Origin of the sequence: Psychromonas sp. KJ10-2 (assembly GCF_047323255.1) — a bacterium.
In the GTDB taxonomy this organism is placed as follows: domain Bacteria; phylum Pseudomonadota; class Gammaproteobacteria; order Enterobacterales; family Psychromonadaceae; genus Psychromonas.
The window spans coordinates 3,900,911-3,925,205 of sequence record NZ_CP178827.1; the positions used below are offsets into that span (position 1 = coordinate 3,900,911).

The 24,295-nt window shown below is 38.6% G+C and carries 24 protein-coding genes and 1 pseudogene; 13 read left to right on the forward strand and 12 right to left on the reverse strand.

Annotated features, from left to right (window positions below; translation table 11 throughout):
* The first annotated feature begins 7 nt into the window (after positions 1-7).
* The 8 genes from ACLKL2_RS19285 (at position 8) to ACLKL2_RS19320 (ending at position 8,902) form a co-directional block, all read left to right on the forward strand.
* Positions 8-619 (forward strand): fumarylacetoacetate hydrolase family protein, encoded by a 612-nt coding sequence (locus ACLKL2_RS19285; protein ID WP_413692851.1) that lies wholly within the window; start codon positions 8-10, stop codon positions 617-619.
* A gap of 166 nt (positions 620-785) precedes the next feature.
* Positions 786-1,766, forward strand: a complete 981-nt coding sequence (gene pheS, locus ACLKL2_RS19290) for a phenylalanine--tRNA ligase subunit alpha (protein ID WP_113820658.1) — start codon at positions 786-788, stop codon at positions 1,764-1,766.
* Positions 1,767-1,778: 12 nt separating this feature from the next.
* Positions 1,779-4,166 (forward strand): phenylalanine--tRNA ligase subunit beta, encoded by a 2,388-nt coding sequence (gene pheT / locus ACLKL2_RS19295; RefSeq protein WP_413692852.1) that lies wholly within the window; start codon positions 1,779-1,781, stop codon positions 4,164-4,166.
* 3 nt (positions 4,167-4,169) lie between these two features.
* Positions 4,170-4,475, forward strand: coding sequence for an integration host factor subunit alpha (locus ACLKL2_RS19300; RefSeq protein WP_113820660.1), 306 nt, complete (start codon positions 4,170-4,172; stop codon positions 4,473-4,475).
* 229 nt (positions 4,476-4,704) lie between these two features.
* Positions 4,705-5,412, forward strand: a complete 708-nt coding sequence (cobB, locus tag ACLKL2_RS19305) for a Sir2 family NAD+-dependent deacetylase (protein ID WP_113820661.1) — start codon at positions 4,705-4,707, stop codon at positions 5,410-5,412.
* Positions 5,413-5,548: 136 nt separating this feature from the next.
* On the forward strand, positions 5,549-6,358 hold the full coding sequence (locus ACLKL2_RS19310; RefSeq protein WP_113820662.1) for a hypothetical protein: 810 nt from the start codon (positions 5,549-5,551) through the stop codon (positions 6,356-6,358).
* A gap of 342 nt (positions 6,359-6,700) precedes the next feature.
* Entirely contained in the window at positions 6,701-7,390 is a 690-nt protein-coding gene (locus ACLKL2_RS19315) for a phosphoglycolate phosphatase (protein ID WP_413692853.1), read from the forward strand.
* A gap of 66 nt (positions 7,391-7,456) precedes the next feature.
* Positions 7,457-8,902: an FAD-dependent oxidoreductase gene (locus ACLKL2_RS19320; protein ID WP_413692854.1), complete on the forward strand. Its 1,446-nt coding sequence runs from the start codon at positions 7,457-7,459 to the stop codon at positions 8,900-8,902.
* 480 nt (positions 8,903-9,382) lie between these two features.
* On the opposite strand, the gene ACLKL2_RS19325 is transcribed toward ACLKL2_RS19320, so the two are convergent.
* From ACLKL2_RS19325 to ACLKL2_RS19350, 6 genes and pseudogenes are all read right to left on the reverse strand, one after another.
* Positions 9,383-9,979, reverse strand: a complete 597-nt coding sequence (locus tag ACLKL2_RS19325; protein WP_413692855.1) for a GDSL-type esterase/lipase family protein — start codon at positions 9,977-9,979, stop codon at positions 9,383-9,385.
* Between the two features lie 338 nt (positions 9,980-10,317).
* Complete coding sequence (locus tag ACLKL2_RS19330; RefSeq protein WP_113817833.1) at positions 10,318-11,760, reverse strand: anti-phage deoxyguanosine triphosphatase; 1,443 nt, start codon at positions 11,758-11,760, stop codon at positions 10,318-10,320.
* A 272-nt stretch (positions 11,761-12,032) separates the two neighbouring features.
* Positions 12,033-12,602 (reverse strand): YceI family protein, encoded by a 570-nt coding sequence (locus ACLKL2_RS19335; RefSeq protein WP_413692856.1) that lies wholly within the window; start codon positions 12,600-12,602, stop codon positions 12,033-12,035.
* A 23-nt stretch (positions 12,603-12,625) separates the two neighbouring features.
* A pseudogene (locus ACLKL2_RS19340) lies at positions 12,626-13,085 on the reverse strand (cytochrome b).
* An 85-nt stretch (positions 13,086-13,170) separates the two neighbouring features.
* Positions 13,171-13,815, reverse strand: coding sequence for a glutathione S-transferase (locus tag ACLKL2_RS19345; RefSeq protein WP_413692857.1), 645 nt, complete (start codon positions 13,813-13,815; stop codon positions 13,171-13,173).
* Between the two features lie 172 nt (positions 13,816-13,987).
* Positions 13,988-14,614, reverse strand: coding sequence for a cation transporter (locus tag ACLKL2_RS19350; RefSeq protein WP_113817829.1), 627 nt, complete (start codon positions 14,612-14,614; stop codon positions 13,988-13,990).
* A 103-nt stretch (positions 14,615-14,717) separates the two neighbouring features.
* Between ACLKL2_RS19350 and ACLKL2_RS19355 the strand changes: the two genes are divergently transcribed.
* The gene (locus tag ACLKL2_RS19355; RefSeq protein WP_413692858.1) at positions 14,718-15,107 is read left to right on the forward strand and encodes a MerR family transcriptional regulator; all 390 of its coding nucleotides are present in this window, start codon (positions 14,718-14,720) and stop codon (positions 15,105-15,107) included.
* Here ACLKL2_RS19355 and ACLKL2_RS19360 read toward each other — a convergent pair.
* Positions 15,068-17,017, reverse strand: coding sequence for a sensor domain-containing protein (locus tag ACLKL2_RS19360; protein WP_413692859.1), 1,950 nt, complete (start codon positions 17,015-17,017; stop codon positions 15,068-15,070). The two genes, ACLKL2_RS19355 and ACLKL2_RS19360, sit on opposite strands and share 40 nt — an antisense overlap.
* 320 nt (positions 17,018-17,337) lie before the next feature.
* On the opposite strand from ACLKL2_RS19360, the gene ACLKL2_RS19365 reads away from it, so the two are divergent.
* From ACLKL2_RS19365 to ACLKL2_RS19375, 3 genes are read left to right on the forward strand one after another with little or no spacing between them, the layout of a single operon-like run.
* Entirely contained in the window at positions 17,338-17,814 is a 477-nt protein-coding gene (locus ACLKL2_RS19365) for an acyl-CoA thioesterase (RefSeq protein WP_113817826.1), read from the forward strand.
* A gap of 58 nt (positions 17,815-17,872) precedes the next feature.
* On the forward strand, positions 17,873-18,175 hold the full coding sequence (locus tag ACLKL2_RS19370; RefSeq protein ID WP_413692860.1) for a DUF2007 domain-containing protein: 303 nt from the start codon (positions 17,873-17,875) through the stop codon (positions 18,173-18,175).
* Between the two features lie 41 nt (positions 18,176-18,216).
* Positions 18,217-18,621 (forward strand): GNAT family N-acetyltransferase, encoded by a 405-nt coding sequence (locus ACLKL2_RS19375; protein WP_413692861.1) that lies wholly within the window; start codon positions 18,217-18,219, stop codon positions 18,619-18,621.
* Positions 18,622-18,680: 59 nt separating this feature from the next.
* On the opposite strand, the gene ACLKL2_RS19380 is transcribed toward ACLKL2_RS19375, so the two are convergent.
* A complete protein-coding gene (locus tag ACLKL2_RS19380) occupies positions 18,681-18,992 on the reverse strand; it encodes a hypothetical protein (protein ID WP_113817823.1) in 312 nt (103 codons plus the stop codon).
* 216 nt (positions 18,993-19,208) lie between these two features.
* On the opposite strand from ACLKL2_RS19380, the gene ACLKL2_RS19385 reads away from it, so the two are divergent.
* Positions 19,209-19,883 carry a PilZ domain-containing protein gene (locus ACLKL2_RS19385; protein WP_181817682.1) on the forward strand — a complete coding sequence of 225 codons (675 nt, stop codon included), beginning with the start codon at positions 19,209-19,211 and terminating at the stop codon, positions 19,881-19,883.
* 273 nt (positions 19,884-20,156) lie between these two features.
* Here ACLKL2_RS19385 and ggt read toward each other — a convergent pair whose 3' ends face one another.
* From ggt to lptE, 4 genes are all read right to left on the reverse strand, one after another.
* Complete coding sequence (gene ggt / locus ACLKL2_RS19390; RefSeq protein WP_413692862.1) at positions 20,157-21,914, reverse strand: gamma-glutamyltransferase; 1,758 nt, start codon at positions 21,912-21,914, stop codon at positions 20,157-20,159.
* 73 nt (positions 21,915-21,987) lie between these two features.
* Complete coding sequence (gene nadD, locus ACLKL2_RS19395) at positions 21,988-22,632, reverse strand: nicotinate-nucleotide adenylyltransferase (protein WP_413692863.1); 645 nt, start codon at positions 22,630-22,632, stop codon at positions 21,988-21,990.
* Positions 22,633-22,641: 9 nt separating this feature from the next.
* A complete protein-coding gene (holA, locus tag ACLKL2_RS19400; protein WP_413692864.1) occupies positions 22,642-23,640 on the reverse strand; it encodes a DNA polymerase III subunit delta in 999 nt (332 codons plus the stop codon).
* A gap of 6 nt (positions 23,641-23,646) precedes the next feature.
* Positions 23,647-24,174, reverse strand: a complete 528-nt coding sequence (gene lptE / locus ACLKL2_RS19405) for an LPS assembly lipoprotein LptE (protein ID WP_413692865.1) — start codon at positions 24,172-24,174, stop codon at positions 23,647-23,649.
* Positions 24,175-24,295: the final 121 nt, after the last annotated feature.

Here is a 24,295-nt window from a genome sequence, read left to right on the forward strand (position 1 = left end):
AGTTTTCATGCAAACAGTGTTATTCGATGGACAACCTATTAGCCCTTCAAAAGTAGTCTGTATTGGCCGTAATTATGTTGAGCATATTGCTGAATTAAATAATGAAGTGCCTACTGAGCCGGTGATTTTTGTAAAACCGAACTCTGCGATCAGCACTGAGATTAAAACCCATGCCGTGGACGCGATTCACTATGAAGCAGAAATCTCCTTCTTGATGGATAATAACCAGTTTGTTGGTGTTGGCATTGGTTTAGACTTAACCAAACGAGAAGTTCAAAGTGTGCTTAAAAGTAAATCTTTACCTTGGGAGCGTGCTAAAGCCTTTGATGCCTCTGCGGTATTTTCAGAGTTTGTCAGTTTTGAGCAGCCAGTAGATTCATTAAGTTTAGTGTTATTCATTAATGACCAAGTGATTCAACAGGCTAATTATCAATTGATGATCTACAAACCTGCTGAGATAGTTACGGCAGTGAATGAGTTTATGTCCTTTGAAAAACACGATATTTTAATGACAGGCACACCAAAAGGCGTGGGTAAAATTAACCAAGGTGATAAATTCACTGGGCAAATTTTTTCTCAAGACACACTTTTAGTCTCACAAAGTTGGACCGTCTTATAAGGTGCATTAAGCACTCATTCTATTAGGCACTGGAAATGCACAAAATAATTATGCATTTCCAGCCTTTTATCTACCGCAAACACACCTCAGCACTAGCCATATCTATTTGATCTGCGTAAAATTACAGCCATATTTTTTATCACTTGTATAAAGTAGAGTAAATTGAATGCAGCATCTAGATGAAATCGTTGCTAACGCGCAACAACAGATCGAAAACGCCGCAGATACTAATGAATTAGAAGAGATTCGTTTACAGTATCTGGGTAAAAAAGGCCTAATGACTGAGCAAATGAAAGGCTTAGGTAAATTACCACCTGCTGAGAAACCAGCTGCAGGTCAATTAATTAATAAGGCAAAACAAGCGATTCAAGCGGTATTAGTTGAACGTAAAAAAGGCATGGAAGAGGCAATTTTAAATGCCAAACTAGCCTCAGAAACGATTGACGTAACACTACCTGGTCGTGGTACTAAGCAAGGTAACGTTCACCCTGTAACTCGTACCACTGATCGTATCGTTGAGTTCTTTAGTGAGTTAGGTTTTGAAGTAAAAGATGGTCCTGAAGTTGAAGATGGTTACCATAACTTTGACGCATTAAACATTCCACCGCATCACCCAGCACGTGCTGATCACGATACTTTCTACTTCAACCCTGATTTAGTACTTCGTACACAAACTTCAGGTGTGCAAATCCGAACTATGGAAGCACAGAAGCCACCAGTACGTATTATCTCTCCTGGACGTGTTTACCGTAATGATTACGACCAAACACATACACCAATGTTCCACCAAGTTGAAGGCTTGATGATTGCAGAAAACGTAAGCTTTACACAGCTTAAAGGTATTCTGCATGACTTCTTACACAACTTCTTCGAAGAAGATTTAGAGATTCGTTTCCGTCCATCTTACTTTCCATTCACAGAACCTTCTGCAGAAGTAGATGTGAAAGGTAAAAACGGTTGGTTAGAAGTACTAGGTTGCGGCATGGTTCACCCAAGCGTATTAAAATCAATGGGTGTTGATCCTGAGAAATACTCTGGTTTTGCCTTCGGTATGGGTATTGAGCGTTTAACAATGCTACGTTACAACGTTAATGATTTACGTTCATTCTTCGAAAACGATCTTCGTTTCCTCAAGCAATTCAAATAAGGGTTAATAATAATGAAATTTAGTGAAGCTTGGTTACGCGAGTGGGTTAACCCAGAAATTACACGTGATGAATTAACACATCAAATCACTATGGCAGGTCTTGAAGTCGACGATGTTGATCCTGTTGCTGGTGAGTTTACTAAAGTATTAGTTGGTGAAGTGGTTGAATGTGGTCAACACCCTGATGCTGACAAATTACAAGTGACTAAAATCAATATCGGTGAAGAAGAGTTAATCGATATTGTTTGTGGTGCTAAAAACTGTCGTTTAGGTCTAAAAGTAGCCGTGGCTGTTGTCAGTGCTGTTTTACCAGGTGACTTCAAAATTAAAAAAGCCAAACTACGTGGTCAGCCATCTTTTGGTATGTTGTGTAGTGAGTCTGAATTAGGCATGGCAGAAAGTGCTGAAGGTATCATTGAACTACCTTTAGACGCGCCAATTGGCCAATGTGTTCGTGAATACTTACAGTTAGATGATGTGATCATCGATGTAGATTTAACAGCAAACCGTGCTGATTGTTTAGGTATTGCCGGTCTTGCGCGTGAAGTCGCAGTGTTAAATAGCATTGAAGCAACACAACCAACTTGGGAAAACGTAGCTGTATCAATTGATGACCAAGTGGCTATCAACTTACAAGCACCAGAAGCTTGCCCTCGTTACCTTGGTCGTGTAATCAAAGGCATTAATCAAAATGCAACAACACCATTATGGATGGTTGAAAAACTACGTCGTTGTGGTGTGCGCAGTGTTGATGCTGTGGTTGATATTACTCAGTATGTATTATTAGAGTTAGGTCATCCAATGCATGCTTTTGATTTATCTAAATTAGAAGGTGGCATTGAAGTGCGCCTAGCTAATCAAGATGAAGCATTAACGTTATTAGACGGTAAAGAAGTTAAATTAAATGCAGATACATTAGTGATTGCAGACCAATCAAAAGCCTTAGCGATGGCAGGTATTTTTGGTGGTCAAGACTCTGGTGTACAAGAAGGTTCAACAGATATCTTCTTAGAAAGTGCTTTCTTCGCGCCACTAGCGATTGCTGGTCGTGCACGTAGCTACGGTCTACACACAGATGCGTCACATCGTTACGAGCGTGGCGTTGACCCACTGTTACAAGTCACTGCGATGGAGCGTGCAACACAGTTATTAGTTGAAATTTGTGGTGGTCAAGTTGGCCCAATCACAGAAGCAGTGAGTGAAGCAAACTTACCAAAACAAGCAACTATTGAATTACGTCGTAGTAAATTAGATCGTTTAATCGGTATTTCAATTGATGCAGAGCGTGTTCAGCAAATCTTGACTCAGTTAGGTTGTGAAGTGACTGAAACTGCTGAAGGTTGGTCTGCAGTAGCACCAAGCTATCGTTTTGATATGGAGATTGAAGAAGACCTAATCGAAGAAGTAGCACGTGTATTTGGTTACAACAACATTCCAAATATTGCGCCACAAGCAGCATTAACTATGCCTGCTCACAATGAATCACGTTTGAAATTATCTAAAATCCGTGATGTGTTAGTGAACCGTGAATACCAAGAAGCGATCACTTACAGCTTTGTTGACCCAGACAAGCAACTTAAATTGCACCCAGAAGCGGATGCGCTTATTTTACCGCACCCAATCTCTAAAGATATGTCGGCAATGCGTGTTAGCTTATGGACAGGTCTATTAGAAAGTGTCTCTAAAAACCAAAAACGTCAGCAAAACCGCGTTCGTTTATTTGAAACGGGTTTACGTTTCATTAAAGATGAGCAAGCTGAAAACGGTATTCGCCAACAAGCCATGTTATCAGGTGTGATTATTGGTAACGTCAGTGATGAACATTGGTCACTGGAAACTCGTGCTGCAGACTTCTTTGATCTTAAAGCAGATTTAGAAGCTGTGTTAGATTTAACCGTTGATGATGCTAGTTTTGAGTTTAAAGCTGAAAAACACAGTGCATTGCACCCAGGTCAATCTGCAGGTATCTACCGTAACGGCGTAAATGTGGGTTATATTGGTAGTTTGCACCCAAGTTTGAAGAAACCTTTTGCATTAAATGGGCAAGCTATTGTTTTTGAAATAGAAGTTGATAGTATATTAACTAGACAGCTACCTCAAGCGGGTGATATTTCTAAGTTCCCAGCGAACAGTCGAGATCTCGCTTTTGTGGTAGATGAGCAAGTAAATGCAGGTAAGGTCCTAAAATTTATAGAAAAAATTGGCGGTTCCGAGCTAGTTAGCATAAACTTGTTTGACGTATACCAAGGACAAGGCGTTGAAGAAGGTAAAAAGAGCTTAGCAATAGGCTTAATATTACAAGACTCTTCACGTACCTTGGAAGAACAAGAGATTGCTGATAGCGTTAGTTCTATTGTTGAAGCGGTTTCTACGGAGTTTAATGCATCTTTGAGAGATTAATTTATGGCACTGACAAAAGCTGAAATAGCAGCACACTTATCGGAAGAAATTGGATTAAGCAAACGAGAAGCAAAAGAGTTTGTAGAATCTTTCTTTGAAGAAATTAAATCAACGCTTGAATCTGGTTCGCCAGTTAAAATTTCTGGCTTTGGTGGTTTTGAGCTAAAAGACAAAGGCGAGCGACCAGGTCGTAACCCTAAAACGGGAGAAGATATCCCGATTGAAGCTCGAAGAGTTGTTACCTTTAAAGCGGGTCAGAAACTGAAAGAGTTAGTGGAAACTAGCTTATCAGATAAACCTAACAAATAATTAATCAGCGTTTTCGCCATTAGTTATCAATCTAGGATAAGCCATTAAGCTATCTAGAAAAAGTCGCTCTGCGGCTTTTTTTGCCTAAAATTTGCCTAGCCTAGTTAGTATGAATGATATTACATGAGTTCAGACACACATTTGTCACGCTGTTCAGATTACAATGTGCTGTGGTATGAGTGCTTACTTTATGTGCTTTGAACCTCCATTAACAATTAGGACCGAAGATTTGAGTAAATATAAAAGAATTGTGGTATTAACTGGAGCGGGTATTTCTGCAGAGTCGGGCATAGATACTTTTCGTACTAAAGATGGATTATGGGAAAGATATAAACTGGAAGATGTAGCAACACCAGAAGGTTATAAGCGCAACCCAGAGTTAGTGTTAGATTTTTATAATCAACGCCGTAAGCAATTTTGTTCAGGTATCAACCTACCAAATGCTGCTCACCATGCCTTAGTAGAATTAGAGCAAAAGTTTGAGGGTGAGTTTCTATTAGTGACACAAAACATTGATAATTTACATGAGCAAGCAGGTTCAAAAAACGTATTGCATATGCACGGTGAATTACTAAAAGCACGCTGTCCTAGCTCTAATCAGTTGATTCAGTGGCTAAAGGATTTAAACAGTGATGACCTGTGTACCTGTTGTCAGTATCCATCACCTTTGCGCCCACATATAGTGTGGTTTGGTGAAATGCCGATAGGCTTAGATAAAATCTATCATGCTCTTTCAGAAGCAGACCTGTTTATTGCCATTGGTACATCTGGCACAGTTTACCCTGCTGCGGGCTTTGTAGAGGAAGCCAAAAGTAGTGGGGCAGAGTCCATTGAGGTTAATTTAGAAGTCAGTGAAGTACATAGTCATTTTGACCAAGTGCTACAGGGCAAAGCAACGGAACTGGTTCCACAGTTAGTTAAACAGATTTTAAAATAAACACCTGGCGATCTGATTTAAATTTCACTTTAATATCAGAGGCTGCAATTATGAATAAGCTTGAAAAGCTACCAGAACCCCCTACAATGACTGGCTGCTGAACAGCTGTTATTTCATTTAGGGAAGTTACTTGGTTATGAGTTCAAAATATTTTGTATTGGGCGGTGATATTAAAAAATCACTGGCTGAAGGGTACCATTTAGATTTAAAAAAATTGTTAAGCGATGGTTTTAAGATCACTCGCAAACATTTTTTACCGCTTGTCTCGGCATGTCTTTTTATCATGCTAGCGTCTTTTTCTTTATTAAGTTTATTTATAGATACTGACACTTCATTAACCGACCCTAAAGTCATTGGTCTGTTTTTTGTTTTTGCATTACTGATTGCACCGCCAATAATGACCGGTCTTATTATGATGGGCGTTCATCATTCAGTGGGGCTTAAAACTAACTCTTTTCACCTTTTTCATTATTTTAAAATAATCTTGAAATTGTCGCTGGCAGCGATGATGGTTAATTTAATGACAAATGCGGTGAGTATGGTTTTCGGACAAGTATTTGGCAGTGCAGGCTTTGTATTGTCTGTACTTGTTTTACTGTATTTAAAAATGTCATTCTGCTTGGTCTACCCATTGATTGCAGAAAAGAAAGCCTCTCCTGTCATGGCCTTAAAATTGTCTTTTAAATTAGTACACAAAAATATTGGTCAATTTACGCAGTTATTAGTTATTTTCTGTGTACTGTTTATGTTTGGTTTAATCACCTCTGGTATCGGTTTACTGTTTGTTATTCCATACTGTATAAACGTATTAGGCATTGTATATCGTCAAATCTGTGGCGTGAGTATTGCAGTGACAGAAACAAATGATGATGACTCTGATTCCAACGGTTCAGGCCCTGATTCAGGTTCAGATTCAGGCTCTCGTCATGGTGGCTTCGAAGCTTAATTGCTTCTGACTAAGGGCATGAATTATCTCTGTCCTTAGTGATACTTTCCTTTCTGGTATTTTAACCTTCCTTTATTTTTCTCCATAAAACCTACTCTGCTCTTCTGAAATCATCAGCAATTAGACTACAAAGTTTAATCGGCGATAACTAATGAAATAATTGATTAAAACTATCTAAATAATCTAAAAACCGGTGAACTTAATTTAAGAGATCTTCGTATCACTTATTAAAGGCTAAAATGGCGAATAATTGTGATAAATATCAAATTTTATTGGCGTTATTAAACACATTCTGCTTAGATGAACACATATAAATAATTAAAAATGTTGTAGGAGTTATTTTTGAAATTCACGGATAAAAAAGCCATCCTGTTTGATCTAGACGGTACTTTAATTGATAGTGCGCCAGATTTAGCATTAGCAATCAATCACATGCTAACTAGTATTGGTAGAGAAGAGATTTCCCCAGCCATTATTCGCTCTTGGGTAGGTAACGGCGCAAGTATTTTAGTACAACGTGGTTTATCTGGACAAACTGAGATTGACCCTGATTTAGACCCTGCATTATTAGAGAAGTCTTTAGCTATTTTCTTGGAATTTTACGCCAAAAACCTATGCGTGGATACGGTGACTTACCCTAATGTTGTTAGCTCTCTACAAGCATTAAAAGAAAAAGGCTACCAGTTAGCAATCGTTACCAATAAACCTTACGATTTTATTCAACCTATTTTAGATGGTTTATCAATGAATGGTTTATTTTCATTATTAGTTGGCGGCGATACTTTAGAAAAACGTAAACCTGATCCACTTCCATTACACTTCGCTTGTGAACAGTTAAGTGTCACTGTCGATGACTGCGTCATGGTAGGGGATTCTAAAAATGATATTTTAGCCGCAAATGCAGCGAAAATGCAGAGCATTGGTTTAACCTATGGTTATAACTACGGCGAAGATATTAACGAACATGGGCCTGATGTTAGCTTTGATGATTTTGCTAATATTGTTAACACTCTTTCGGATGCTAAGCAATAACCATTGAATGTTTAGTTTCTTCTTTTTTACGCAAATATTAACGGTTAAACAGTGACTAGAAGCGATATGTCTGATAAAAAAATTGCAGTAATAGGCGGCGGTATAGCAGGAGCTTCGATTGCCCTGTACTTGAGCGAAATAGGATTAAAAGTAGATCTATTTGAGAAGGGCACAAGTTTAGTTAATGGTCCTCCAATTTGCCATCTGCATGCGGGTGGTAATCTATACAGAGAGATCCCTGACGAACAATGTGTGACCTTATTAGAAGAGTCTATAGAAGCATTACGTTTGTATCCTGATTCTATCGATTACAGACCCACGGTTATTGCCGTGCCAAAACATGATGCAGGCCAACCATTAGATCTGTTACCACGTTTAACGCTGCTGCAAGATGAATATCAAAAGCTAATTGATAAAGACAGTAAAAATAAAGTGCTGGGTGAAGTAAACGAATATTACCGTTTAGTTGAGCTAGAAGAGTTGCAGCACCTCGCCACTTTAGATGAGAAAAAAGTGCCAAGCACAGCGGAAGAGTGGTTAATTCCTTTTGCCAAGCATACTGACTTATCTTTGCTTAAGTTTCCTGTGGTGTTAGTGCAAGAGTTTGGTTGGAATGTCTTCCGATTAGGGGCAACGGCTGCGTTATCTTTAGAGAAAAATGCTAACTGTCAGATTCACTTAAACAGTCAGGTAACAAAACTCTCGCAACAACAGCCTGAAAAATGGCAGCTGGGCTACACTGAAAATGATCTTCCAGCTGAGCATGAGTTTGATTATGTGATTAACGCTGCAGGCTTTAAAACCGGTGAAATTGACGACCTAGCAGGTTTTAATCGTGACCGTTTAGTTGAGTTTAAAGCTGCTTATGTTACCCACTGGAAAGGTACTGGTGGTTTTTGGCCGGAAGTGATTATTCATGGTACGCGTGGTACACCTCAGGGCATGGCTCAATTTACGCCATACCCTGGCGACCTAGTACAATTACATGGCATGACCGAAGATATTACTTTATTTAAAGACGGCTTAGTAGAAAGCGCTAAAAACAGCTCTCAACCACAATTGGATGAGAAGTTTTTACGTAAAATAGATAAAGGTTGGTTAGAGCACGAGGTCACTACGCGTGGACAGCGCGCCATCGATCACATTTCTCAATATATTCCTGCTTTTAAAACGGCCACTGTCGCTGGTAAGCCTTTATTTGGTGCGCAACAGATTCCAGGTGACGACTCAACCTTACGTACCGCTGGTGTGTCTTTTGAAAGCAATCATTATGCACGTTGTGAAATCGTTAAAGCTTCGTCAGTATTAACCTGTGCTGATGCATTAACTGAAAAGTTAGCAGAGCTAGGTTTTGTCGATAAAGATAAAGTAGGGGCTCGCTTGTTCCCAATCACTGATACTATTGAAGACCAAGCCATTACAAAACGTTCTGAGCTTTATACTCAGCAACGTGGTTACCCTATTGCACTGGCTTACCGTAATATCAAACAAGAAGAAGAGTGTTATGCTTAGGTCATAAGCGAAGCCACTTATTCAGCTCTAAATAAAAATCCCATCGCTTAATAGGCCATGGGATTTTTGTTTATCGTCGCTTTGAAATAAAATTATTTATTAATCAGTGAATGCAGTGTTATTTTCGTATTGTTTAAGTATTCGTATACATTTTATTGCTGAAGAGTAATCGTATTATTAGTTGCTCATTAGAGTCTACTCCATCAAGTTTAGTTTTTAACCATTCAATGAAATTTGTGTGTCTTTGTTGAAGTGCTGAAAGTATTAAGCTTTCCTTGCTTTCAAAATGACTGTACAGAGTTTGTTTTGTAACCCCTGTTTTAATTGGAGCAATAATCATTGTGATAATGGAAGAAATGATACAATCTTTTCATGAGAGATTAACTTAAACCTTAGCAAGCAGTGTTCTATACCTAAATAAAGTATAGAACATTCATACACTCTATTCGCTAAGGTTATTAAACACTATTGAGTTAATTTTCAGTTATCCAATGGCAATATTGTAGGGATCAATTCACTCAATTTATTCGCTAGTTTTTTATGTTCTTCTTGGGGCCAATGTATTCCCTCTTTTTCACAAGGTTTTACAAACTTAGCGGCGTCTAAAAAGTGACAGTCTAATTCGGTCGCACGTAGCTCATAGTAGTGAGCAAATTGTTCCGATTTAGCTTGAGCACCTTCCCAGCCTTCTTTACCATTTTCAAGCTCTAATATCTGTGCAGGGGAAATTAAAAGCACGTCTGGGGCTGTTCTGGTAAAGCCTGGTTCAAAGCGCTGTGCAACTTCAACTAAGCGTGCAGCTCCTTTAGATATATCGCTTGCAGTGACATTGTATCTCGACTTAGCATCGTTTGTGCCTAGCATAATAATAATTAAATCAGGGTGGTGACTGCCTAAACAAGGGAGTAGGTAATCTAATCCTTTTTTACCTGCTTCAATGGGATCTTCAAACACGGTGGTGCGACTATTTAAGCCCTCTTCAATGATCCGATATTCATTAGGCAATTGCGATTGCAACAACATTGTCCATCGTTCTGATTCATTATAACGACGCGTGAGAGAAGGGAGTAGCCCCAAGTATTAGAATCACCAAAGCATAGAATAGTTTTCATCGTTTAAACTCCATTTAAGTTTATTTTAGAGTATCCAATAACTTATACCAGTCATAGTAAGTAACTGATCTATTTTACTTGTTAAAACAACTTATGTGTTCGTTGTAAGTTTCGCATAGGGAACAACCATTTACATCAACTTACGCCTCAAACTAAGCCATTTTTCCGGCGCAAAATTTAGAACAGTTATTTAATACAATTGGTATTACAAGAAAACAATGTCGATAAAAGGAGTTTTTAAATAAAAAAACGGCGCTATTAAGCGCCGTTTTATTAAACCTGCCTGTTAAAAAAGTCTATCCATTAAAAAGCATGCTCTCCAATCATTGGTGCGGTTTGGTTGCTACTAAACAAGCTCGCATGTAACCGCAATGCATGGTTATCGGTTAAACTAGAAATATAATCGGCAATCACTCGTTGTTGACGTGAAACATCACCTTCATGAAATTTCCATAGGGCTTTGGCTCTTTCTGGTAAAAAACGTAATGGGCCAGATTCAAAGGCTTCAAATAATTCCATCACAATTTGTTGCCCTCGGTATTCTAAAATTTGCAGGTCTGGGCTATGAATGACATAGGTTAAGACAAATTTCTTCAATATCTCTAGGGTTTTAAACATAGCCGTATCTAAATAAGCATTATAAGCCAGTAGTGGCTCTTTAAAGTGTTTATCTACGCGCTGAATGGTAATAGAGGTGATCAGGGCATTAACTAATGAGCCTATCGCATCTTTGCGTTTAAAGTGTTGCGATGAAAATAGGTTGTCGGTGAACTCCTGTAATTTATCATGCAGGCAAAAGTTTTCAATGGCGGCTAATTGCGGCACTACTTTTTCTTGCCATAGCGCTTTGTTGATAATCCCCATGGCAATGGCATCTTCAAGGTCGTGCACCCCATAGGCAATATCATCAGCAATTTCCATGATGGAACAATCAAAGGATTTATATTTTGTTTTTAAGTGTTGCTTGGTCGGTGCATCGGCATCAGGCGTTCGGGTGCTGGCAAACAAGTTGCGATCACTTTCACACAGCGTTGATAGCACTGCATCGAGCAAATGTCGGTCATGGTCATAGATACCTTTTGCTGGTGTCCACTCTTCGGTTTTAAGTTGGCGGAAGTTACGTTGGTTGTCAGCAGGATAGGGCACACTCAGTTCGCTTAAACAAAGTGGGTACTTAAGCACTCCTAAAAGGCTCCGCCGAGTTAGGTTCATACCGTTGTGCTCAGTGTATTGCTCTAATTGTGTGAGTATTCTAAAGGTTTGTGCATTCCCCTCAAAACCACCATGTTTGACCATCATGTAATTAAGCGCTGTTTCTCCGCCGTGACCAAAGGGCGGGTGACCAATATCGTGGCTAAGGCAAATCGTTTCTATTAGGTTATAGCCAGAAAGAAGTTTACGAAATTCCGGTTGAATTAATTTTAAGTTGGCCACAATCCCGGAGCCAATTTGCGCCACTTCTAATGAATGAGTTAAACGGGTGCGGTAAAAATCACTTAATCCATTGTTATGAATTTGTGTTTTAGATTGTAGTCGTCGAAACGCAGCTGAATGTAAGACACGTGCTTTATCACGTTGAAATGCACTACGTTGGTCGAGGCGTCGATTTTTGTTCGGCTCTGCCGTTAAACGTTCTAGCCAAATATCAGATACAGAAAGCGAAGGCTGATTTTGCTGTAAGTTTAAGTCTGTGTCGTTAGCTTCCTGTAGGTTGTTCACTGTTACTGTGTTTGTCTCTAAAGTCATATATTCACCATAGTGTTGCTAATCACATAAAAAGTGTAACGCGTTTCTATAATGAAAAGTATAGGTAAATTGCTGAAAAATAAAATTTTAAAGAGAATTATTTGATAAATCTTAAGTCAGAGTTTAGTCATTTTGGTAAACAAACAGGTGAATTGGGCGAGGTTGATGATATTAAGAGTGGGCACTTTACCCGCATAATAAAAAGTCACAGGTAAAGTTTTTATTTATTTTATATCAAGTGTATAGCTTGATTTTTCTGAACGAAGACGTGGTTAGTTTCTAACGCCTTCTAATACGATATCTAAATCGACATAGCTTGATGCACCAACGACCTTAATACCGTAATCAGCCACTTGTAAACGGGTTGTTCCTTCAAACCCTGCGCGGTAACCACCCCAAGGATCTTTACCTTCACCGATGAATTTAGCATCAATAACCGCTGGTTTGGTCACCCCGTGTAAGGTCATATCACCAGCAATCGACAGTGTGCCATCGGCATTTTTTGTCACTTTAGTACTAACAAACTTAGCCGTTGAGTATTTACTGGCGTTAATAAAGTCATCACTTCTAAGGTGTTTATCACGCTCTGCATGGTTTGAATCCAAGCTTTCCGTATTGACGTTGACTGTTACTTTTGATGCTTCAATATTGTCTGCATCGTAACTGAATGTACCGTCAAATTCGTTGAAACGACCTTGAATAAAGCTGTAACCTAAGTGGCTTACTTTAAAGCTAACAAAAGCATGTGCACCTTTAGTATCAACTGTATAGTCAGCAGCCATTGCACTTAGCGGGAACGCCATTGCGGCTGTTAATGCTGAAGCCATCATTAATTTTTTCATGATATTTCCTTATTGAGTTAAATTTAAAGCATTTTCTTTAGGGTGTTATCTTTATTAATAAAATGGTGCTTCAATGCAGCTAGGGCATGTAAGCTCGCTAATCCAATTAAGGTATAAGCGACGTATTCATGTACTAATCCCGCATAATCAGCTTGGTCTTCTATAAAAGAGCCTAATCCAGGTACTTCAAACCAATCAAAGACATCAATGCCTCGACCATCGGCTGTTGAAATTAAATAACCGGATAAAAACATAGTAAATAACAAAATATAAATCAGTATATGCGCTGCGCTGGCTGCTTTTTTCAAATGCTGAGCCTTCCATTGCTGGTGCGGTTGAGAGTAATTTCCATATTAAACGAGCTGTGGTAAATGCCACAAAACAAAGACCTACGGATTTGTGCCAATGTGGCGCCGTTTTGTACCATTCACTGTAATAGCTTAAATCTACCATCCAATAACCAGCAGCAAATAAGCCAATCACAATGATCGCTGAAATCCAGTGAAAAAACGGCTTAAGCCATGATACTTTGTTATTAACGTCGCCATATTACACCTCACTTTACCTGTTAAGGGAATTGAACCTCTTCACCTGACTCCAACCATGTTGGATATTTTTTCATGCACTTGGCAAATAAGTCACTGGCCATTAATGTCTCTAACCATTGTTTAACTTGCCCATAACCTGCTTGGTCAAACCAAGCCCTATCAACACTGGCAAATTGACGAATAAACGGAAAAATAGCCATATCTGCTAAACTAATACGATCTGAAAACAAGTAGGGATGTTCATTTAGACGTGATTCTAATAGAAAAATAAACTCTTCTGCTTGTTGACGGTAATAATCTAGTGTGTGTTCAGGATGGCGATCTGCATATTTATACCTATCTAACCAAGGTTTAAATTCGTAATCGCTAATATCGATCAGCTCTAACATCTCTTCAATAGAAGGAGATAACCACTGTTCAGGATCGTTTTCTGACAAAGCCCACACCATTATTTCTAAACTTTCATCAAGTACTATATCAGGTGTCGCTTGTTGTGCTAATTGTAATACTGGAATGGTTTTATTAGGTGAAATAGCTAATAGTTCAGCTGGTTTATGTTTTAATACAATTTCTCTGAGTCGTACTGATTGTTCGCTAATTGCAAGTGCCAACCTTGCTCGCATTGCGTAAGGGCAACGTCTAAAAGAATATAAAATAGGCTGCATAACAATTTCCAATGTGAATAATAATTAATTGTTTTATTCTCCATCATAAGGGCAGGTTAAATTTTTGTAAAAGGGTGTTTATGTTATTTGCATCGCCTTTTTGTGTTTTTTATGAAAAAGGACAAGTAAAAACTAAGCGGCTATAGGACGCCGCTTAGCAAAAGACTTATGCTCAGTGGTCTTTTTCAAGTGCATGTTTTTTCTCGTGTCTTGCCTGTTGGATAATTTGTTTTGATGAACTCAAAAACAGAGTCGCTAAGAAGGCGGCTACAATCAGGTCGGGTAATGCACTGTCCGTAACCCATACGCCTGAAGCAGCTAGTAACACCACTAAGTTACCAATGGCATCATTACGGCTGCACAACCATACTGAGCGCACGTTAGCGTCACCATCTTTGTATTTCATTAATAGCAACACACTTAATACATTGGCGGCAAAAGCTAAAATGGCAATACTACTCATGATGCCAGCGTCAGGCGTGACAGTAAACCAAAGCTTATAGAATGTTGAAGCTAATACATAGATAGCCATCAGTAACAAGCTAACGCCCTTTAACATCGCTATATTACTACGCAGGGTGAGGGATTTTCCAATGGCCCATAAACTAATGCCGTAGGTTAGGCTATCACCTAAAAAGTCTAATGCATCGGCCTGTAGTGCCTGTGAATTAGATTTAACCCCAGCGAGCATCTCCACTAAAAACATGATAGCGTTGATTAAAATGACTGCGATTAAGATGCGTTTATAAGCAGGGTCAATCCCAGTAAAATCAGATTCATGATGACAACATCCAGCCATAACTTGTACCTCTTTGATTAATGAATTAGGGTCTACTAAAATAGTCTACAAGCTCTAGTCACTAGAGGTTCAAGTTTTATTTTGAACAAAAGGGGGAGATATCATGATTTATTCAATTGGTGAGCTGAGTAAAATGACACAATGTAAAATACCAACAATCCGTTATTACGAAGGCATTGGGGTATTACAAAAAGCGATGCGAAGTACGGGCAATCAACGTCAATACTCACAGGCACATTGTGACCGCTTACACTTAATCTGCCATAGCCGTGCTTTAGGGTTTAGTCTTGAAGAGATCAAACAGTTGATTGAACTGCAGGGAGGTCAATTTAATAGCGGCCAGCAATCTCACGATATCGTACAGAGCCATTTAACGGATATACGAAATAAGATAACCCAATTAAAAAAATTAGAGCGGGAACTGTTAACAATCGTTGAACAATGTCATCAATCTCAAACTTCTGATTGTCTCTGTGTGTCTGCACTTAAGTAATATGAAAGTGGCTGAGGGCGGCCATGGTAGTAGCCTTGTTGTAAGTGATAACCTAAAGCATTTAACAACTCTGCTTGCTGTTTAGTCTCAATACCTTCAATTAAACTATTCATGGAAAGGTCTTTTACTAAACGTTGGATACACTTAAGGGTTAAGGTGTTGTTGGTGTTGTCGAGAAACGATTTATCCACTTTTACTGTGGTCGCTGGGATCGTATGTAGGTAAGCCAAAGAAGAATAGCCTGTTCCAAAGTCATCGATACTCACGTTAATATGTTGGCTAGTCAGGGCGTTAATTGGACTATTTTCATGGTTTACATCGGTTAATAATACACTTTCCGTTAACTCAATAATCAAGTCCTGCGGTTGTAATTCATGTTTACTGAGTAGGTATAAAGTTGTCTCTACTAAATTGGGGTTTACTAAGTGTAAACCAGATAAGTTTACCGCCATGGTGATGTCGTCATTGAGTAACTGCTTAAAGGTTACTAAATCATGCAAAGCTTGGTCTAGCACCCAATTTTCAATCTCACATATCAAACCAACTTCTTCGGCGATACGAACCGCTTCCTCTGGTGAAACATAGCCTAACTCCTGGTTATACCATCTTAATAAAGCTTCAAAAGAGACTATCTCTCCAGTAGAGTAATTAATTACCGGTTGGTAATGTAAACACAGTTCATTATTGCTTAAGGCAAAAGATAATTTCTGAGCCACTACACTTAAGCGTTTCTGCGCATTCTCCATTCCAACTTGGTATTGCACCCACTGTTTTTTACCGAGTTTTTTCGCGTGATACATAGCAGCATCGGCATAGGCAACGATCTGCTCATAATGTTGTGCATCACTGGGGAATTCTGCAATTCCAATACTGGCAGATAGCAGTAAATCTCGGCCTAAAAAGCTTTGGTAAGGTTCGCTTAAGGCATCAATGATTGCTTGGCAGCGCAAGGTCGTGGAGATATCACTTTGTGTTCCTCCATTTTCAATAATAAAAATGAATTCATCTCCCCCGAAACGGCACAGCGTGTCACCATCTTGTATTTGCGCTTTGAGTCGTTTACTAACCTTTAATAATATATCGTCACCCTGTAAGTGACCTAAAGAATCATTAACCATTTTAAAGCCGTCCAAATCGATATACAGCAGAGTGAATGGCGTATTATTTTCAAACATAGGCGTTAATTTTTCCACTAAACCGCGCCTATTGATTAAATTGGTTAAAGGGTCTGCCCAAGCTTGTTGTCGTAGGTTTTGTTCTATTACTTTAATTTTATGAATATCATATTGACTAAGTAAAATATGTGATGAGTTATCTTGGTTATTAATGCGGTTGGCAATCACCCTAAACCAAACCTCACCGTGGCAGGTATCCATTAGAATATCTGACTCAAAGGTTGCACCTTGATTGACAGTTTGTATTAAATTAATGGCATCTTGAGGGTGGCAAAAGAGCGCTTTTAAATGGCTTGTACTACTGTGAAAATTTTTCGAAAAAGGTGGATTTGCACTGAGCAATTCCCCGTCTAAATCATATAAAGAGAGGATAGTCGCGCTTTTAAATTGCATGTTGGTATTTGGTAAAGTTGGCGTTGCTTCTACTAGCATTGCTAGTCGCCCATCCTCTAGCTGAATACCAGAGAATTGACATAAAGCTTCTATCTCTTTTCCTTTTGGTGAGAAGGTCCAATTCTCTTGTAGTACTTTATTTTCTTTGAAGGCGGTTCGGTATTGTTCTATGGTTTCCCGTACTGCATCTGATTGGCCTGTTTTGAGGTTACGTTGTGATAAGTCCTCAATACTCGAGCTATCCCATAACATGAGTGCCGCTGGATTGGCCCATGTGATTGCAAAAGCATCAATATCATAAATCCAAATTGCCGTATGTAATTGGTTAATGTCTACCTTCATAACAATCCATTTCAATGTTCAATCATTCTTATTTACTGCTCAAAAGTCATTGGCAGTGATTTTTTGTTATTAATTGTACTACATTGTGAGTATTATTTTTGTGCTTTCATTATTTTGGCCTCAAAGTATGATCGGTATAGAAAATTAATAAAAGAACCAATTACGCTGTTTTATAATATCTTATTGATATCTAGACATTAAATATTAATTGTTTAAATAATCATCTAAATGGCGTTAATGACGAATAGACAATTAAATATTTGCTAAGCCTTTGTGAACGATATAGATTTAAAGCTCCCCATAACTTAATGAGAATAATAATGAAAAAACCACAACGTGAAATAACACTTCGATTTTTAGCTGAAACACAGGATGTCAATTTTGGTGGGAAGGTACACGGTGGCGCAGTAATGAAATGGATTGACCTTGCTGCTTATGCTTGTGCTGCGGGTTGGAGTGGCCGTTATTGTGTGACAGCCTATGCTGGTGGGATTCGCTTTGTTGCGCCGATCCATGTTGGCAGTTTAGTGGAAGTAAAAGCAAAAGTTGTCTATACGGGTAAAACCTCAATGCATATAGCTTTAGAAGTGAATGCCTGTGACCCTAAATCTCTTAACAAACGCACCACAACACATTGCATCGTGATCATGGTCGCTGTTGACCAAAATGGTCAATCTGAATTAGTTCCACAATGGGTGCCAGAAAGCGAAGAAGATATTAAACAACATGAAACCGCGGTTAAGCTGATGGAAATGCGTAAAAAAATTGGTGAAGAGATGGAAATATATGTGGATTAATTCCGGTCTGTTCATTATCAAAGAGTAATAAAATGAATAGATAACCTAGGCGGTCAGAATGAAACTAGTGTATAGCCATGATAATCACTTTATTGTCGGTAATATAAAAAACCTTATTGAAGCGCAAGGTATCCAAGTCTTCATGAAAAACGAGTTTACACAGGGGGCAATGGGGGAAACGTCTGCCATAGATAGTTGGCCTGAAATTTGGGTTTTTGACGATAATGATCATCAACAAGCATTGGCAATCGCTACAAAAGCTCAACAAGGGGCTGATTCACCTGATTGGACCTGCTCTGCTTGTAATGAAAGTAATGATGCTTCCTTTGACTTTTGTTGGCAGTGTCAACAGGCTAAATGACTTGTAAATCGATGTTAAAAAAACCTTAAAAGGCCGCTAACTTGCGTATTATTAAAATAGATTGGCAACAAACCATTATTATTCGTCATCAGGTGTTATGGCCTGATAAGCCTCCAGAGTTTTGTGTCGTTGAAGGTGATCAACAGGCATCTCATTTTGCTGTACAGTTAAATGGGCAGTTGATTTGCGTTGCTTCCGTTTATTTCAATGCTGGCCAAGCGCGATTAAGGAAATTTGCTACTTTACCTGATTATCAAGGGCAGGGAGCGGGTAGCTTGATGTTGAAGTTTATTATTAATAAATTAAAAGACACAGGCACCACCTATTTTTGGTTTGATGCAAGAGAATCTGCTGTGGCATTTTATCAAGGTTTTGGGTTTGAAATAGAAGGGACGCTATTTTATAAAAGTGGCGTCGCTTACTATAAAATGGCACGCTATTTATAGATCACATTTCATCTGCTTTTAATAAAGGCAGTTAATTACAAACTGACTTCGTTCCTGAATTAATCGCTGAAACCTTGATGGATAAATTGCTGTCTTAGCTGAGTAAAGTTATCTTCATTACATTGTAAAAACTGCATCGCAAACTCGTATCCTTGTTCCTTAAACTTATCTAACTTCGCCAGTTCGTACTCATTCATGATCACGTGCATTGCTTCCTGAATCAACTCTGGCTCATCTTCACCAATTAATGTTTCTGGTGGATCAAAGTGTGTCACCATCCAATCTTGTAATTGTTCATTATCGATTTTTTGTTGATGCCAAAGTGTCAATGTATCGATAAGTTGTTTTTTGCTAATAACCGGTTGTGTCATGATTTTTCTCGTGTGATGAACTTAAGCGGGATCATAACTGATAGTGACGGGTATCACCACCCACGCAAATTTGTTCGTTAAATAGAAGTCTCATATTTAAAATTTGCTTTATAAAAGATGGTTTTATGATTTAATAAGCTTAATAAAATATTTCTCAATATAAAATGGCGCCTATTACTTATTTAAGGTTAGGTAAAGGAATAAGGGGAGGGGGAAGTGACTGGTATTGATAATCGAGAACTGACTCGTTTGAATCATGTCAAGTGTGGTGAAATAGTACATATTCAAGTCATTACGCCTACTAAGCCGATTCGTTTAAAATCACGCTTGATTGGTATTGACCCGAATATGTCTGTGATTTTAGCCTTTGGTAATGATGCTAGTTGGATCAAAGCGCTACCGCACCTTAAAGAAAACAATGATATTATTGTTCGGTTTATGAACAGTGAGCAACAGCAAGCTAATGTCACCGCCTTTCGTACTGCCATTCAAAAAATTATGACAATTACTGGGCGTTGGCTAGTATTGGATTACCCAAAAAGTATCGAAACAGTAGGCTTAAGAAAGCATCGTAGAGTGGATGTGAGTATTGAAGCTTCATTGGTTAATGTTGAAAATGAAACCGTATTAGCAAATGGCGTATTAATTGATTTATCCATTAATGGTTGTGCATTTGTTTGCAAAAAAGAAGAAACCCTATCGGAGGGCAGTATCTATCAACTCATGGCCAATCTAGGTGATGGAAGTCCAACAGTCACCCTCTCGGTATCGTTAAAAAGTGTAAAAGAGCTGGGGGTCAATAACGAAGTACAGTACGGGTTAGTTTTTACCACACCAGAGCAGGTTAATTCCGCAGTTCAACAACTGCTTTTGCATCACTTACAAAAATAATCAGTTATTTGGTGTAATACCAATCATAGTAAGTAACTGATCTATTTTACTTGTTAAAACAACTTATTTTTTCGTTGTAAGTTTCGTATAGGGAACAACCATTTACATCAACTTACTCCTCAAACTAAGCCATTTTTCCGGCGCAAAATTTAGATCAGTTATTTAATACAATTGGTATAATTGCTATTAGAGATAAAAAAGCAATTTACCGTTAATAATCTCACTCACTAACGGGTAAATTGCTGTCGGGCTTTAGGTTTACTAGTTTATCGCTTAATAACCTTCACTTAATGCAGATGGTCTACGCGGATCTGACGCGCCATATAAACCTGATTCAGATTTAATAATACTTTGCGTGCTGCCCATTGCTGATTCAACTTTTAGTGTATGACCTTTTGCTTCTAATAGTTTTATCGTATCTAAACTCAAACCAGACTCCATACGAATATAATCCGGTAACCACTGATGATGAATACGGGGTGCAGCACTCGCATCAGCGACATTCATATCAAAGTCGATAACATTTGAAATTACTTGCAATGTGGTGGTGATAATACGTGATCCACCTGGTGTACCCGTTACCATAAATAACTGATCATCCTTTAAGATAACCGTTGGACTCATTGAGCTTAATGGGCGTTTTCCTGGTTCAATGGCATTTGCTTCACCACCAATTAAGCCATAGCCATTAGCTACGCCTGGTTTTGAAGAGAAATCATCCATTTCATTATTTAATAAAACCCCTGTACCTTGCGCAACAATCCCTGACCCATAGCTATAGTTTAAGGTGTAAGTATTAGCAACGGCGTTACCCCATTTATCAACGATACTAAAGTGAGTGGTTTGGTTACTTTCATAAGGTAAATCAGCATCAGGTAGAATTTCAGAGCTTGGTGTTGCTTTGTCTGGGTCAATACCATCCACTAACTGTTTTGCATACTTTTTACTGGTTAATGTTTTAACTGGTACTTTAACAAAGTCGCTATCCCCTAGATGTAAGCTACGGTCTGCGTATGCGCGACGCATGCTTTCTACCATGGTATGGATATGCTGAGCACTGTTATGGCCCATTTTCTTAAGGTCATAGTTTTCTAACATATTAAGGATTTGTACTATGTGTACACCGCCAGAAGAGGGTGGTGGCATAGAGAAGATTTCGTAACCTCGATAAGTCCCTTCAATGGCTTTACGGTCAACGAAGTTGTAATCGAGTAAATCTTGCTTACTAACACTACCGCCAGCTTCTTTAATACTCGCAACAATCGCGTCTGCTACTGGACCTTGATAAAACCCTTTTTCACCTTGCTCACTGATCAAAGAAAGGGTCTTGGCTAAATCAGTTTGCTTAAGTAGATCACCCGCGTGGTAGTTTGAGCCATCTTCTTTATAAAAGATTTTACTGGTATTAGGCCATTTACTTAACCGCTCTTGCATGGCTGTTAACGAGCTTTCTAAGTCTGGCGTCACGATAATACCGTCTTTTGCTAGTTTCATCGCTGGTGCTATTAAGGCCTCTCTAGAAAGTGTGCCGTAAGTTTTACGTGCGTGCTCTAAACCCATTACTGTACCCGGCGTACCAATCGCTAAACCATGGAATTTAGACAAGTTAGGCACCACATCTCCATTATCATCTAAGTACATATCACGTGATGCAGCTGCGGGCGCTTTTTCTCGATAATCGATGGCTATGACTTGCTCTTTATCAGCTAAATAAACAAGCATAAAACCACCACCGCCTAGGTTACCAGCTCTCGGTAAAGTCACGGCTAATGCGTAACCAACGGCTACGGCCGCATCTACTGCGTTACCACCTTGTTTTAATATCTCCACACCAATTTTAGTTGCCAGTGCTTCCTGTGTCGCTACCATACCACTTTTTGCCCAAACTGGATGATGAATAGCCATTTGACTAAAGATAGCTGGTTGGGAAGTAGTCGCAGCATGAACTGCTGGTACGCTTAATAAAATTGAAGTAGAAACGGCTAACAGGCTGAGCGGTTTGGCGATTTTATTTTTGATCAGATCTAACATAATACTATTCCTTTATTTTTGTGTAGATTTATTATCGAAGGTAAAAGTCAGTTTAATACCAATAACTTATTTGTTAGTAACAGTTTTGCTCCTTAATATAATTGCAGACAGGATGAGGTGTTAAAAAATCAATAGATTGATTATTTGCCAATAATTGGCGAATTTGTGAAGAAGAAATATCCAGTTGTGTGGTGCTTTGAAAATAGATGCAACCATGTAAAGTACTATGCAGCTGAGTTGCATCAAGCGTTTGATGTTCCGCCACCATTTGTGAAACCGTTTCATTAAAGATAGGTGACCAACCAGGCCGATGGCTGACCACAATATGACAATAGTCCAAAATATATTGGTAATGATACCAAGAATCAAAGTTGATTAATGAGTCCATTCCCATGATGAAACAGATCGGGGTGTTTGGGTGTTGAGAACGTAATAGCTTTAAGGTTTCTAGGGTATAACTAGGCGAAGTGCGTAATAACTCTTGAGTATTCAGTTGTAATCTAGGGTTGTCTTGAATGGCTAATTTAACCATCTCAATACGTTGCTCAGTACTGGCTAAACTTGTTGCCTTGTGCGGTGCGATATAATTTGGCATCAGATATAAAGACTGCAAATTAAGCGCTTCTTGGATCTCTAATGCAGGACGTAAATGTCCAAAATGAATAGGGTCAAAAGTACCACCCAGAAAGCCGATTGCAGACTCGTGTGTTTTATTCATTCAATGCCTTTATTTGAAAAATTGATAACAGATGGCGTCTAGTTGTAACCAAGTATCTGACCTGTTTTTTACTTTAACCGATACTTCCAAGTCGGCACAAGCAATTAAGATACTTTCTAATTGAGCTGTATTTAAGCGGGTTAGCGCCTGTGTGATTAAAGCTTGTTTGGCTGGCCATAGCTTGGGCTTTTGTTGGGCAAGTACTTGACCTAGTGACATGCTATTTAACTGATAAGCATAATTCAGTAGTTTCTGTACTTCACTGCTGAGCGTCGCGCTTAATAACAAAAGCTCAGTCCCTTCGGCATTCAGTTGTTTAATAATACGTGCATTACGTGCTTTATCACCGGCCAATAAACTATCTATCCATTGAAACAAGCTGAAATGGTTATGCGTCGTAATACTTTGCTCGACTTGTGGTAAATGTAAATGTTGTTTTGGAAAGAGAATAGATAGTTTTTCTATCTCTTGTTTTGCTGCTAATAAATTACCTTCAAAATGCAAGGTTAAAAAGTCAATCACTTCATTATCAGCCGTTAAACTCACCACTTTTAAACGTTGATATAACCATTGAGGAAAACGTTGAGGCAGCAATGCGTTGGTAGAAACAAATAAACCTTGTTGCTCAAGTTTAGTAAACCAAGCACTCTTTAACTGTTGTGCCGTTAGTTTAGGGCCCTTAAGCACTAATAACGTATCAGAGTTTAATAAAGGGGTGATCTCTTTAATAAAATCAGTGTTGTCTTTGGTGGTTTTAGACAGGGTTAATTCAATGATCTGTCGCTCAGAGAAAAGCGATAAAGTATTAAACTGACTGAATATTTGGTCTTTGTCGAAGCTGCCATCTAGGCTATAACTAAAACGCTCTAAAAAGCCTTGTTGCTTAGCATGCGCTTGTACTTGCTCAAACGCTTCAATGGTTAATAGTGCTTCATCACCAAAGATTAAACAGCAGCTAGGCAACTTTTGTTGCAGCTGCTTTAATAGCTGTTCTGGGTAAATGCGCATTAACCGTTACTCTGGTGAATCGTTTTCAAGGCTTAACATAGTAGAGATGATATGGTCAGCGGCTACTACACGTAACTCCTCAATTAATTGTTCCTCTTCACGAGATTTTGCTAATGCTTGAGTAGAGTCGTATAAAAAGTCACGGTATAAATTTACACTGTAATTTTTCGGTGTGTAATTTGGCATTTTAATAGAGTACTTCATAATGTAACCAATCTCTTTTTCAGCATTTTGTGCCGTTGCATATAAAGAGATAGTACGTTTACTCTGTTTTTCTGATATCAATCTTAGGATTGGAGTATCTTCATTCGGTGCAACTGCTACTTTAATATTAGCACCCAATAGACGGAATTTAACCAGACGCGCTAACTCACCCTTAGGGTTATTAGTTTGTACATATACTTCAGGGAATTTCTCAACTAAACCATCACTGTGTTTTAAGTGAAAGCCACAACCAGAGAGGATGACTGTCATTGCCAAAGTCGCAAATAACATAAAGCGGCGATAAAAAGCTTGCGGGCGAAGTGAATACATAAAAAAGCCTTTTGTAGTGTCTATGACAATTAAATAGGTTGATTTGTTTTAAGTAAAATAAAATACCAACAAACCACTTATGATTAAGTGGTTTGTTGGTTTATTTATTAGTGCCGTTAAT

What these genes read in the sequence shown, in the direction of transcription:
- ACLKL2_RS19330 (WP_113817833.1), bottom strand. Translation starts at nt 11,760, where the DNA reads ATGACTTTAGAGACAAACACAGTAACAGTGAACAACCTACAGGAAGCT.
- ACLKL2_RS19335 (WP_413692856.1), bottom strand. Translation starts at nt 12,602, where the DNA reads ATGAAAAAATTAATGATGGCTTCAGCATTAACAGCCGCAATGGCGTTC.
- holA (WP_413692864.1), bottom strand. Translation starts at nt 23,640, where the DNA reads ATGCGCATTTACCCAGAACAGCTATTAAAGCAGCTGCAACAAAAGTTG.
- pheT (WP_413692852.1), top strand. Translation starts at nt 1,779, where the DNA reads ATGAAATTTAGTGAAGCTTGGTTACGCGAGTGGGTTAACCCAGAAATT.
- ACLKL2_RS19370 (WP_413692860.1), top strand. Translation starts at nt 17,873, where the DNA reads ATGAAACTAGTGTATAGCCATGATAATCACTTTATTGTCGGTAATATA.
- nadD (WP_413692863.1), bottom strand. Translation starts at nt 22,632, where the DNA reads ATGAATAAAACACACGAGTCTGCAATCGGCTTTCTGGGTGGTACTTTT.
- ACLKL2_RS19300 (WP_113820660.1), top strand. Translation starts at nt 4,170, where the DNA reads ATGGCACTGACAAAAGCTGAAATAGCAGCACACTTATCGGAAGAAATT.
- ACLKL2_RS19345 (WP_413692857.1), bottom strand. Translation starts at nt 13,815, where the DNA reads ATGCAGCCTATTTTATATTCTTTTAGACGTTGCCCTTACGCAATGCGA.
- ACLKL2_RS19365 (WP_113817826.1), top strand. Translation starts at nt 17,338, where the DNA reads ATGAAAAAACCACAACGTGAAATAACACTTCGATTTTTAGCTGAAACA.
- ggt (WP_413692862.1), bottom strand. Translation starts at nt 21,914, where the DNA reads ATGTTAGATCTGATCAAAAATAAAATCGCCAAACCGCTCAGCCTGTTA.
- pheS (WP_113820658.1), top strand. Translation starts at nt 786, where the DNA reads ATGCAGCATCTAGATGAAATCGTTGCTAACGCGCAACAACAGATCGAA.
- ACLKL2_RS19355 (WP_413692858.1), top strand. Translation starts at nt 14,718, where the DNA reads ATGATTTATTCAATTGGTGAGCTGAGTAAAATGACACAATGTAAAATA.
- lptE (WP_413692865.1), bottom strand. Translation starts at nt 24,174, where the DNA reads ATGTATTCACTTCGCCCGCAAGCTTTTTATCGCCGCTTTATGTTATTT.
- ACLKL2_RS19310 (WP_113820662.1), top strand. Translation starts at nt 5,549, where the DNA reads ATGAGTTCAAAATATTTTGTATTGGGCGGTGATATTAAAAAATCACTG.
- ACLKL2_RS19285 (WP_413692851.1), top strand. Translation starts at nt 8, where the DNA reads ATGCAAACAGTGTTATTCGATGGACAACCTATTAGCCCTTCAAAAGTA.
- ACLKL2_RS19380 (WP_113817823.1), bottom strand. Translation starts at nt 18,992, where the DNA reads ATGACACAACCGGTTATTAGCAAAAAACAACTTATCGATACATTGACA.
- ACLKL2_RS19320 (WP_413692854.1), top strand. Translation starts at nt 7,457, where the DNA reads ATGTCTGATAAAAAAATTGCAGTAATAGGCGGCGGTATAGCAGGAGCT.
- ACLKL2_RS19360 (WP_413692859.1), bottom strand. Translation starts at nt 17,017, where the DNA reads ATGAAGGTAGACATTAACCAATTACATACGGCAATTTGGATTTATGAT.
- ACLKL2_RS19350 (WP_113817829.1), bottom strand. Translation starts at nt 14,614, where the DNA reads ATGGCTGGATGTTGTCATCATGAATCTGATTTTACTGGGATTGACCCT.